Annotated in this window: 8 protein-coding genes; all 8 read right to left on the reverse strand. The window is 68.3% G+C overall.

Annotated features, from left to right (window positions below; genetic code table 11):
* Positions 1-50: 50 nt before the first annotated feature.
* Positions 51-3,938, reverse strand: a complete 3,888-nt coding sequence (locus ACZ31C_RS08410; RefSeq protein ID WP_465795013.1) for a DNA-directed RNA polymerase subunit beta' — start codon at positions 3,936-3,938, stop codon at positions 51-53.
* A gap of 103 nt (positions 3,939-4,041) precedes the next feature.
* Positions 4,042-7,473 carry a DNA-directed RNA polymerase subunit beta gene (rpoB, locus tag ACZ31C_RS08415; RefSeq protein ID WP_350692891.1) on the reverse strand — a complete coding sequence of 1,144 codons (3,432 nt, stop codon included), beginning with the start codon at positions 7,471-7,473 and terminating at the stop codon, positions 4,042-4,044.
* A gap of 571 nt (positions 7,474-8,044) precedes the next feature.
* On the reverse strand, positions 8,045-8,431 hold the full coding sequence (rplL, locus tag ACZ31C_RS08420; protein ID WP_449943060.1) for a 50S ribosomal protein L7/L12: 387 nt from the start codon (positions 8,429-8,431) through the stop codon (positions 8,045-8,047).
* A 53-nt stretch (positions 8,432-8,484) separates the two neighbouring features.
* A complete protein-coding gene (rplJ, locus tag ACZ31C_RS08425; protein WP_131054310.1) occupies positions 8,485-9,033 on the reverse strand; it encodes a 50S ribosomal protein L10 in 549 nt (182 codons plus the stop codon).
* 326 nt (positions 9,034-9,359) lie between these two features.
* Complete coding sequence (locus ACZ31C_RS08430; protein ID WP_465794694.1) at positions 9,360-10,049, reverse strand: hypothetical protein; 690 nt, start codon at positions 10,047-10,049, stop codon at positions 9,360-9,362.
* Entirely contained in the window at positions 10,046-10,834 is a 789-nt protein-coding gene (locus ACZ31C_RS08435) for an ABC transporter ATP-binding protein (RefSeq protein ID WP_465794695.1), read from the reverse strand. Before ACZ31C_RS08435 ends, ACZ31C_RS08430 begins: the two co-directional genes overlap by 4 nt.
* An 80-nt stretch (positions 10,835-10,914) precedes the next feature.
* Positions 10,915-11,631: a 50S ribosomal protein L1 gene (gene rplA / locus ACZ31C_RS08440; RefSeq protein ID WP_465794696.1), complete on the reverse strand. Its 717-nt coding sequence runs from the start codon at positions 11,629-11,631 to the stop codon at positions 10,915-10,917.
* An 82-nt stretch (positions 11,632-11,713) separates the two neighbouring features.
* Positions 11,714-12,145 carry a 50S ribosomal protein L11 gene (gene rplK / locus ACZ31C_RS08445; RefSeq protein WP_131052802.1) on the reverse strand — a complete coding sequence of 144 codons (432 nt, stop codon included), beginning with the start codon at positions 12,143-12,145 and terminating at the stop codon, positions 11,714-11,716.
* Positions 12,146-12,305 lie beyond the last annotated feature (160 nt).

Raw genomic sequence — 12,305 nt, forward strand, 5'->3', positions numbered from 1 at the left:
ACACGAGGAGGCCCCCGGCAGATGCCGGGGGCCTCCTACGTCACACGGTCCTAGCGGTACGACCCGAAGTCGAAGTCGTCCAGCGGAACCGCCTGGCCACTGGCCGGCCCGAAACCGTAGTCGGTCTCCGGGTAGCCGGTCATCGAGTAGACCTTGGCCTTCGCCTCCTCGGTCGGCTCGACCCGGACGTTGCGGTACTTGCTGATGCCGGTACCGGCCGGGATGAGCTTACCGATGATCACGTTCTCCTTGAGACCGATCAGCGAGTCGCTGCGGGCGTGGATCGCCGCGTCGGTCAGCACCCGGGTGGTCTCCTGGAAGGAGGCCGCCGAGAGCCAGGAGTCCGTGGCCAGCGAGGCCTTGGTGATACCCATCAGCACCGGACGACCGGCTGCGGGCTCGCCGCCCTCGCCGACGAGCCGGCGGTTCTCCGACTCGAACAGCGCCCGGTCGACCAGCACACCCGGCAGGAACTCGGTCGAGCCGGAGTCGATGACCGTCACCCGCTTGAGCATCTGGCGAATGATGATCTCGATGTGCTTGTCGTGGATGAGCACACCCTGCGAGCGGTAGACCTCCTGGACCTCCTGGGTCAGGTGGACCTGGACCGCGCGCGGGCCGAGGATGCGCAGCAGCTCGTGCGGGTCGATGGTGCCCTCGGTGAGCTTCTCGCCGACCTCGACGTGGTCGCCGTCGTGCGCCCGCAGCCGGACCCGCTTCGAGATCTTGTCGTACACGATCTCGTCGCTGCCGTCGTCCGGGATCACGACGATCTTGCGCGACCGCTCGCCGTCCTCGATCCGGATCCGGCCGGGGGTGTCGGCGATCGGCGCCTTGCCCTTCGGGATCCGGGCCTCGAAGATCTCCTGGACACGCGGCAGACCCTGGGTGATGTCCTCACCCGCGACACCACCGGTGTGGAAGGTACGCATCGTCAGCTGCGTACCCGGCTCACCGATCGACTGGGCGGCGATGATGCCGACCGCCTCGCCGACGTCCACGATCTTGCCGGTCGGCAGCGAGCGGCCGTAGCACGCACCGCAGACGCCCAGCTTCGACTCGCAGGTGAGCACGCTGCGGACCCGGACACCGTCGACCCCGGCGGCGACGATCTTGTCGACCAAGATCGAGTTGATGTCCGCGCCTCGCTCGGCGACGACGGTGCCGTCCGGCCCCTTGATGTCGTCGGCGAGGGTACGGGCGTGCACGCTGGTCTCGGCGTGCTCGTGCACCACCAGCCGGCCGTCGAGGTGCTGACCGACCTGCATCGGGATGGCCCGGTCGGTGCCGCAGTCCTCCTCGCGGATGATGACGTCCTGCGAGACGTCCACCAGACGCCGGGTCAGGTAACCCGAGTCGGCGGTACGCAGGGCGGTGTCCGCGAGACCCTTACGGGCACCGTGCGTGGAGATGAAGTACTCCAGCACGGACAGACCCTCCCGGTAGCTGGCCTTGATCGGCCGCGGGATGATCTCGCCCTTCGGGTTGGCCACCAGACCACGGATCGCCGCGATCTGCCGGAGCTGGAGCAGGTTACCGCGAGCACCCGAGTTGATCATCTTCCACAGCGGGTTCTCCTGCGGCAGCGCGGTGTCCATCTCCTTGGCGACCTCGTTGGTCGCCTTGGTCCAGATCTCGATGAGCTCGCCGCGACGCTCCTCGGCGGTCATCAGACCACGCTGGTACTGCTTGTCGATCCGGTCGGCTTCCTTCTCGTACCGCTCCAGGATCTCCCGCTTGCGCGGCGGAGCGATGACGTCCTCCATGCCGATGGTCACGCCGGACCAGGTGGCCCAGTGGAAACCGGCCTCCTTGAGCCCGTCCAGGGTGGCCGCCAGGGCCACCTTCGGGAACCGCTCGGCGAGGTCGTTGACGATCGCGGAGAGCTGACCCTTGCGGATCTCGTAGTTCACGAACCGGTAGCCCTGCGGCAGGGTCTCGTTGAACAGCACCCGGCCGAGCGTGGTCTCCACGGTCAGCGGCTCACCGGGGACCCAGCCCTCGGGCGCGGTCCACGGCTGCCCACCAGCGCCGTTGTCGACCTCGACGACGTCCCGCAGCCGGATCTTGACCGGCGCCTGCAGGTGCAGCTCGCCGTTGTCGTACGCCATCCGCGCCTCGGCGTCCGAGCTGAACGACCGGCCCTCCCCGCGCTCACCGGTGGTGAGGTGGGTCAGGTGGTAGAGCCCGATGACCATGTCCTGGGTGGGCATGGTGACCGGCTTGCCGTCGGCCGGCTTGAGGATGTTGTTCGACGACAGCATCAGGATCCGCGCCTCGGCCTGCGCCTCGGCGGACAGCGGCACGTGCACCGCCATCTGGTCACCGTCGAAGTCGGCGTTGAACGCGGTGCAGACCAGCGGGTGGATCTGGATGGCCTTGCCCTCGACCAGCTGCGGCTCGAAGGCCTGGATGCCGAGTCGGTGCAGGGTCGGCGCCCGGTTGAGCAGCACCGGGTGCTCGCCGATGACCTCTTCCAGCACGTCCCACACGACCGGCCGCTGCCGCTCCACCATCCGCTTGGCGGACTTGATGTTCTGCGCGTGGTTGAGGTCGACCAGCCGCTTCATCACGAAGGGCTTGAACAGCTCCAGCGCCATCTGCTTGGGCAGACCGCACTGGTGCAGCTTGAGCTTCGGGCCGACCACGATGACCGAACGGCCGGAGTAGTCGACGCGCTTGCCCAGCAGGTTCTGGCGGAACCGGCCCTGCTTGCCCTTGAGCATGTCGGACAGCGACTTCAGCGGACGGTTACCCGGGCCGGTGACCGGCCGGCCACGGCGGCCGTTGTCGAACAGCGCGTCGACGGCCTCCTGCAGCATCCGCTTCTCGTTGTTGACGATGATCTCGGGCGCGCCGAGGTCGATCAGCCGCTTGAGCCGGTTGTTCCGGTTGATGACGCGGCGGTAGAGGTCGTTCAGGTCGCTGGTCGCGAAGCGGCCACCGTCGAGCTGCACCATCGGGCGCAGGTCCGGCGGGATGACCGGCACGCAGTCCAACACCATGCCGAGCGGCGAGTTGCGGGTGTTCTGGAACGCCGCGACGACCTTGAGCCGCTTGAGCGCCCGGATCTTCCGCTGTCCCTTACCGGTGCGGATGGTCTCCCGCAGGTTCTCCGCCTCGGCCTCGAGGTCCATGTTCTGCACCAGGGCCTTGATCGCCTCGGCGCCCATGCCCCCGGTGAAGTACTCGCCGAACCGGTCGCGCAGCTCGCGGTAGAGCAGCTCGTCGGTGACCAGCTGCTTCGAGTCGAGCTTGCGGAAGGTGTCCAGCACCTCGTCCAGGCGGTCGATCTCGCGCTGGGCCCGGTCGCGGATCTGGCGCATCTCGCGCTCTCCGCCCTCCTTGACCTTGCGCCGGACGTCCGCCTTCGCGCCCTCGGCCTCCAGCTCGGCCAGGTCGGCCTCGAGCTTGGCGGCCCGCTTCTCGATCTCCGAGTCGCGGCTGTTCTCCGACTGCCGCTTCTCGGCCAGGATCTCGTTCTCGATGGTCGAGAGGTCACGGTGACGCGCCTCGGCGTCAACGCTCGTCACGACGTACGAGGCGAAGTAGATGATCTTTTCGAGGTCCTTCGGGGCGAGGTCCAGCAGGTAACCCAGCCGGCTCGGCACGCCCTTGAAGTACCAGATGTGGGTCACCGGTGCGGCGAGCTCGATGTGGCCCATCCGCTCACGGCGGACCTTCGAGCGGGTCACCTCGACGCCGCAGCGCTCACAGATGATGCCCTTGAACCGGACCCGCTTGTACTTACCGCAGTAGCACTCCCAGTCCCGCTGTGGACCGAAGATCTTCTCGCAGAAGAGCCCGTCCTTCTCCGGCTTGAGGGTGCGGTAGTTGATCGTCTCGGGCTTCTTGACCTCGCCGTGCGACCACTGACGGATGTCGTCGGCGGTCGCCAGCCCAATTCGCAACTCATCGAAAAAGTTGACGTCGAGCACGTTCAATTCCCTCACACGTCGCTTGTTGCGCTAGCAGCTGACCGGGCCTGGGTCCGGGGCGGGGTGACTCCCGAGGGAGTCGCCCCACCACCGCACCCCAACGTCACACTTCCTCGACCGAGCTCGGCTCGCGCCGGGAAAGGTCGATACCCAGTTCCTCCGCGGCCCGGAAGACCTCGTCGTCGGTCTCGCGCATCTCCAGGGCCACACCGTCGCTGGAGAGCACCTCGACATTGAGGCACAGCGACTGCAGCTCCTTGAGCAGCACCTTGAACGACTCGGGGATGCCCGGCTCGGGGATGTTCTCGCCCTTGACGATCGCCTCGTAGACCTTGACCCGGCCCAGGACGTCGTCGGACTTGATCGTCAGCAGCTCCTGCAGGGCGTACGCGGCACCGTAGGCCTGCATCGCCCAGCACTCCATCTCACCGAAGCGCTGGCCACCGAACTGCGCCTTACCACCCAGCGGCTGCTGCGTGATCATCGAGTACGGACCGGTCGACCGTGCGTGGATCTTGTCGTCGACCAGGTGGTTGAGCTTCAGGATGTAGATGTAGCCGACCGCGATCGGGTCCGGCAGCGGCTCGCCGGAGCGACCGTCGAACAGCTGCGCCTTGCCGCTGGCGCCGATCAGCTGCTTGCCGTCCCGGTTGGGCAGGGTCGACGCGAGCAGACCGGAGATCTCCTCCTCGCGGGCACCGTCGAAGACCGGCGTGGCCACGTTGGTGTCCGGCTCGGACTCGTCCGCGCCGATCCCCTGGAGCTGACGCTTCCACTCCGCGTCGTCGCCGTCGACCTTCCACCCGGTCTTGGCCACCCAGCCCAGGTGGGTCTCGAGTACCTGGCCGATGTTCATCCGGCTCGGCACACCCAGCGGGTTGAGCACGATGTCGACCGGGGTGCCGTCCTCCAGGAACGGCATGTCCTCGACCGGCAGGATCTTGGAGATGACGCCCTTGTTGCCGTGCCGGCCGGCGAGCTTGTCGCCGTCCTGGATCTTCCGCTTCTGGGCGACGTAGACCCGGACCAGCTCGTTGACGCCCGGCGGCAACTCGTCGCCGTCCTCGCGGGAGAAGGTACGCACGCCGATGACCGTGCCGGTCTCACCGTGCGGCACCTTCAGCGAGGTGTCCCGGACCTCACGCGCCTTCTCACCGAAGATCGCGCGGAGCAGCCGCTCCTCCGGAGTCAGCTCGGTCTCGCCCTTCGGGGTGACCTTGCCGACCAGGATGTCGCCGGGGACGACCTCGGCACCGATCCGGATGATCCCGCGCTCGTCGAGGTCGGCGAGCATCTCCTCGCTGACGTTCGGGATGTCGCGGGTGATCTCCTCCGGGCCGAGCTTGGTGTCCCGCGCGTCGACCTCGTGCTCCTCGATGTGGATCGAGGTGAGCACGTCCTGCTGCACGAGGCGCTGCGACAGGATGATCGCGTCCTCGTAGTTGTGGCCCTCCCAGCACATGAACGCCACGAGCAGGTTGCGCCCGAGCGCCATCTCGCCCTCGTCGGTGCACGGCCCGTCGGCGACGACCTGGCCGGCCTCGACCCGGTCACCCTCGAAGACGACCGGCTTCTGGTTGACGCAGGAGCCGGCGTTGGAGCGGCGGAACTTGTGCAGGAGGTACGTCCGGCGGTGGCCATCGTCCTGGTGGACGGTGATGTAGTCGGCGCACAGGTCCTCGACCACGCCACCGACCTCGGCCACCACCACGTCACCGGCGTCGACCGCGGCACGGTACTCCATGCCGGTGCCGACCAGCGGCGACTCCGCCTTGACCAGCGGGACCGCCTGACGCTGCATGTTGGCGCCCATCAGGGCCCGGTTCGCGTCGTCGTGCTCCAGGAACGGGATCATCGCGGTCGCGACCGAGGTCATCTGCCGCGGCGACACGTCCATGTAGTCCACCGCGCCCGGCGCGACGTCCTCGGTCTCGCCGCCCTTACGGCGGACCAGGACGCGGTCCTCGGCGAACGTGCCGTCGGCCCGCAGCGGCGCGTTGGCCTGCGCCTTGACGAACCGGTCCTCCTCGTCCGCGGTCAGGTAGTCGATCTGGTCGGTGACCCGACCGTCGACGACCTTCCGGTACGGCGTCTCGATGAAGCCGAACGGGTTGACCCGGGCGAAGGTGGACAGCGCGCCGATCAGACCGATGTTCGGGCCTTCCGGCGTCTCGATCGGGCACATCCGGCCGTAGTGGGACGGGTGCACGTCGCGGACCTCGAAGCCGGCCCGCTCCCGGGACAGACCACCCGGACCGAGCGCGCTCAGCCGGCGCCGGTGGGTCAGGCCCGCCAGCGGGTTGGTCTGGTCCATGAACTGGGACAGCTGCGAGGTGCCGAAGAACTCCCGGATCGCGGCGACCACGGGACGGATGTTGATCAGGGTCTGCGGCGTGATCGCCTCGACGTCCTGAGTCGTCATCCGCTCGCGGACGACCCGCTCCATCCGGGACAGACCGACCCGAACCTGGTTCTGGATCAGCTCGCCCACGGTACGCAGGCGCCGGTTGCCGAAGTGGTCGATGTCGTCGGCCTCGTAGCCCTCCTCACCGGCGTGCAGCCGGCAGAGGTACTCCACGGTGGCGACGATGTCGTCCTCGGTCAGCGTGCCGGTGGTGATCGGCACACTCACTTCGAGCTTCTTGTTGAACTTGTACCGACCGACCTTGGCGACGTCGTACCGCTTCGGGTTGAAGAAGAGGTTGTCGAGCAGGGTCTGGGCGTTCTCGCGGGTCGGCGGCTCGCCAGGGCGCAACTTCCGGTAGATGTCGAGTAGCGCCTCGTCCTGGCCGGCGATGTGGTCCTTCTCGAGCGTGGTCATCATCAGCTCGGACCAGCCGAACTTCTCGCGGATCCGCTCGGCCGACCATCCGACGGCCTTGAGCAGGACCGTGACGGCCTGCCGACGCTTACGGTCGATACGTACGCCGACCGTGTCGCGCTTGTCGATGTCGAACTCCAGCCAGGCACCCCGGCTGGGGATGACCTTGACGCTGGAGAGGTCGCGGTCGGAGGTCTTGTCCGGCTGCTTGTCGAAGTAGACGCCCGGCGAGCGGACGAGCTGGCTGACCACGACGCGCTCGGTGCCGTTGATGATGAAGGTGCCCTTCGGCGTCATCATCGGGAAGTCACCCATGAACACCGTCTGGCTCTTGATCTCGCCGGTGGTGTTGTTGGTGAACTCCGCGGTCACGAAGAGCGGCGCGCAGTAGGTCAGGTCCTTCTCCTTGCACTCCTCGATCGAGGCCTTGACCTCGTCGAAGCGCGGTGCCGAGAAGGAAAGCGACATGGTGCCAGAAAAGTCCTCAATGGGACTGATCTCGTCGAGAATTTCCGCGAGACCCGAGCGTGCGTGCGGGTCGTCCGCCGACCGGCCCTGCCAACCCTCGTTGCCGACGAGCCAGTCGAAGGACTCGTTCTGAATGGCAAGGAGGTTGGGGACCTCGAGGTGTTCGGTGATCCGACCGAAGGAAACTCGGCGGGGAGCGAATGCGCTCGACGTACGACTGGTCTTCGCAGGGCGGGAAGCTGCCAAGATGCGTCCTTCCGAGGACCGGTGCTGCAGAACGGCTGGTACGCGTGCACTCCAATGACCCCACCAGAAAATATCCACAAACGGACATTTCCGAGCAGGGGTCAAGTCGGAAGGCAGCGCAAACTAGCAGTGTAGCCGAGAGGCTAACCGCTGTCCAGCCCACCCCGCAGGAAGTTGCGGAACGAGCCTCGGGACCCTGGAAACGGGTCACACCGGGCCGCTCGGAACGCAACGTCCCTGCCGGGCCGCCCAGATGTCTGCGGCGGTGGTGCTGCCGCTTCATACCCAGCCGGTGGCCGTCGCAAGCGCGGAAGGTCTTGCTGATGTCAGCGTGCCTGGGAGTCCATGGTCGCGTCAAGGCCCGGTGCCGCCATCCGACGGTCTTTCCCACCCACGGGCGAAACCACTGCCGTTCGGGCCCGCGCCCGCCGTGATGCGCACGCCCTGCTCATGACCGGTTCCGGGCAGTTAAACCACACAGCGGGCGCCGATCCGGGATCCGGATCGTCGCCCGCCGCGATGTGGGTGTGCCCCGGCTCACGTGAGCCGGGACGCCCGGGTGAGGCTCAGGTCACTTGAGGGTGACCTTGGCGCCCTCGCCCTCCAGCTTGGCCTTGGCCTTGTCGGCGGCCTCCTTGTTGACCTTCTCGAGGATCGCCTTCGGCGCGGCCTCGACCAGGTCCTTGGCCTCCTTGAGGCCCAGGCCGGTCAGCTCACGCACGACCTTGATGACCTGGATCTTCTTGCCACCGTCGGCGTCGAGGATGACGTCGAACTCGTCCTTCTCCGGCTCGGCCTCGGCGGCAGCGCCACCCTGGGCCGGGCCCGCAGCCACCGCGACCGGGGCGGCGGCGGTGACCTCGAAGGTCTCCTCGAACTGCTTCACGAACTCGGAGAGCTCGATCAGCGTCATCTCCTTGAACGCGTCGAGCAGCTCTTCGGTGCTGAGCTTCGCCATATCTGGCGTCCTTTCTGAATGGTTAACTAAGAACGTGGGTGCGCCGCGCGGCCTCAGGCCGCCTCAGCGCCCTCCTGCTCACGCTTCTTGTCCTGCAGGGCGGCCGCCAGACGGGCGGTCTTCGACAGCGGGGCCTGGAACAGGGCCGCGGCCTTGCTCAGGTTGCCCTTCATCGCGCCGGCCAGCTTGGCCAGCAGCACCTCACGGGACTCCAGGTCGGCGAGCTTCGTGACCTCGGCCGCGGAAATGGCCTTGCCCTCGAAGACGCCGCCCTTGATGACGAGCTTCGGGTTGGACTTCGCGAAGTCGCGAAGCCCCTTCGCCGCCTCGACGACGTCGCCCGAAACGAAAGTCAGCGCGGTAGGACCGGTGAACAGCTCGTCGAGGCCGGAGATACCCGCGTCTGCCGCAGCACGCTTGGCCAGCGTGTTCTTGGCGACGGTGTAGGTGGTCTCCTTGCCGAGCGAGCGCCGCAGCTGGGTGAGCTGGGAAACCGTCAGACCGCGGTACTCGGTCAGCACGGTGGCACCCGCGCTGCGGAAGTTCTCCGTCAGCTCAGCAACGGCCGAGGCCTTGTCGGCCCGGATCGGCTTGTCCGCCATGTCCCTCCTCTCTCGTTACTCGAGGCTGGTCACCGTCGCAGACAGGCGCCTGTGACGGAGACGGAGGCATCGCGGCAACAGAAAAGCCCCGGCGCAGGGCGCACGGGGCGAGGTCGACGGAGATCATCGCAGTCGGCGGACCACGGGGACTCTGCCAGTTTTCGCTTGCCGCCCTACGCGGGTCGCCCGTCTTCGCGGACCTTCGACCGTGCCGGAGCACGGTGACCAGCGGTCTCTGGGTGGAACTTCGCGGCCTAGGTTACGCCCTACTCCCGGTAGCCGCCAAATCGCCCCGGAGTGCGCTCGGTCACCACCGACGGTGAACGTCAGGCACGTCGATGGCGGGCCCGCCGACAACCGGCCAGAAGCATGGCCGCCCAACCGAGCGCCCAGGCGGTCACCAGCACCCCGGTCTCCCACGACAGGGACCCGGCCAGTGCCCGCGCCGTGGTCAGCAACGGCGGGGCCAGCCACCGGAGCGCCGGGTCGACGCGGCCGAACACCAGGGCGAGGACCACACCGAGGACGAGTACCGCGACGCCGTACCCGGCGCTGCGTGTGACCGCCCGACCGGCGAGGGCACCGAGCGCCACGGCGGCCGGCAGGGCGATCAGGTGCGCCCAGAGGCCGAGTGCCAGGCCGGCGACGATCGACCGGTCATCCGGTCCGGTCGGCACGGCCATCCCGCCGAGCAGCCACGGGATCACCAGCGCGACCGCGATCAGACCCAGACCTGCGGTCGCTGCGGCAAGCAGTCCGGCCGCCCACTCCCGCGTCGGCCCGAGTGCGACCACGGCCAGCCGACGCTGAGCGTCCGGCTCCACGTCCAGCAGGATCTTGGTCTGCCAGGCCAGGACCGGGAAGAGGACCACCGCCGACACGCCGTATGCCTCGGCCGGCTCGGCCCGGCCGCCGCCGTAGAGGATGCCCAACACGAGCAGGCCGGCCAGGACCGGTGCCAGCGCCCGTCCGGTACGCAGGAAGCCCGCGAGCCGGAACCGGACCAGCGCGATCATGGCGCCACCTCGGAGGCCGCCCCGGCCACAGACTCGGTGACGTCCGCCGACGCGTCGTGTCCGCGTACCCGGAGGACGCGGTGACCGTCGGCGCGCAGCCGGCGCACGGCGTCGGCGACGCCGGCAGCCGGGACCGCCACCTCCACCACGACGGTGGCCTCCGCACCGGCCCACGGCCCCTCGGTCACCGTCTGACCGTCGACGGTCCACTGCCGGGCACCGGGCAGTCGGGCCGTCTCACCGCGGTGGTCGCTGACCAGTACCGCACCGCCCTCGGCCAGCACCTCGCCCACTACCTCGGGGACCAGTTCGCGGGCGGCGGCGTCCAGTCCCTCCCAGGGCTCGTCGAGGACGAGCAGTCCCGGCGGGCACAGCAGCGCCTGGGCCAGACCGACCTTCTGCGCGGTGCCCTTCGAGAGCTGGGGCAGCCGGCTGGCCCGGAAAGGTCCGAGACCGAGGCGCTCGACCCAGTGGTACACCGCCCGGCCCGCCTCGTCACGAGCGAGTCCACGCACCCGGGCTGCCGCGTCGAGGTATCCCTCGACGGTGAACGGCTGGTCGGCGGGAAAGCGTTCCGGTACCCAGCCCACCACGGCCGGTCGGTCGCGCACCCGTCCCCGGGACGGCGGCAGGATCCCGGCGACGAGGTGCAGCAGCGTCGACTTGCCGGCGCCGTTGCGCCCGTGCACCACCACCGCCTCGCCGGGCGCGATCTCGATCGTCACCGATCGAAGCACCCAGGGACCGGTACGGCGGTACCGCAGCCAGACGTCCTCCAGTCGCATCAGGCGAGCTTGCCACCTCGGTCACGGCGAAGGGGCCCCGCCACGGTCGTGGCGGGGCCCCTTCGAGGCGTTCGTCGTGCTCAGCTGTCGGCCGAGCCCTCCTGCAGGTTCTTCACCAGGTTCGGGTCGATCGGCACGCCCGGGCCCATGGTCGTGGTGAGGGTGACCTTCTTGAGGTACTTGCCCTTTGCCGCGGACGGCTTGGCCCGCAGCACCTCGTCCAGGACCGCCGCGTAGTTGTCCACCAGCTGGGTCTCGGAGAACGAGGCCTTGCCGATGATCAGGTGCAGGTTGGAGTGCTTGTCCACCCGGAAGGTGATCTTGCCGCCCTTGATGTCCGCGACCGCCTTGGTGACGTCCATGGTCACCGTGCCGGTCTTCGGGTTCGGCATCAGACCGCGCGGGCCCAGGATCCGCGCGATCCGGCCGATCTTGGCCATCTGGTCCGGCGTGGCGATCGCCGCGTCGAAGTCCAACCAACCGCCCTGGATCCGGGCGACCAGCTCGTCGGTACCCACCTCGTCGGCACCGGCGGCGACGGCCTCCTCGGCCTTCGCGCCGGCGGCGAAGACGATCACGCGGGCGGTCTTACCGGTGCCGTGCGGCAGGTTGACCGTGCCGCGGACCATCTGGTCCGCCTTGCGGGGGTCGACGCCGAGGCGCATGGCGACCTCGACCGTGGCGTCGAACTTGACGTTGGTCGTCTCCTTGGCCAGCTTCACGGCCTCGGCGGGGGTGTAGAGCTTCGACCGGTCGATGACCTCGGCGGCCTTGCGGTAGCTCTTGCTGCGCTGCATTTCTGTCTACTCCTGTGGTTTCTGGCGGGCCGCGGTGCTCGCGCGCCCTCCCACGATCCGAACGGGTCGCTGGTGACCGAGATCAGTCGGTGACGTTCAGGCCCATCGACCGGGCCGTGCCGGCGATGATCTTCTCAGCCTGGTCGAGGTCGTTGGCGTTGAGGTCGGCCATCTTCTTCTCGGCGATCTCACGCAGCTGGGCGCGGGTCACCGAGCCGACCTTCTGGGTGTGCGGGACGCCCGAGCCCTTCGCCACACCAGCGGCCTTGATCAGCAGCCGGGCGGCGGGCGGGGTCTTCAGCACGAAGGTGAAGGACCGGTCCTCGTACACGCTGATCTCGGCGGGGACGACATCGCCCCGCTGCGACTCGGTCTGCGCGTTGTAGGACTTGCAGAACTCCATGATGTTCACGCCGTGCTGACCGAGCGCGGGGCCCACCGGCGGCGCCGGGGTGGCCTGGCCCGCCGGCAGCTGAAGCGTGAACGTCTTGACGAGCTTCTTCTTCGGAGGCATGTCTCTTCCTGGGGCTTGGAACTGGGAAATGTTCGCACCGACGTCGCCGTCGGGCGCGCACGGTCAGCGCGTGTGGGACGGCGGCGACGTTCTAGGGTAGCGCAGGCCGGAATCCGCCCGCTCACAGAGGTTGCCCCGACGGGGCGAGCCGGACCAGATG

The sequence above is a fragment of the Micromonospora sp. NPDC023869 genome (genome assembly GCF_055559695.1).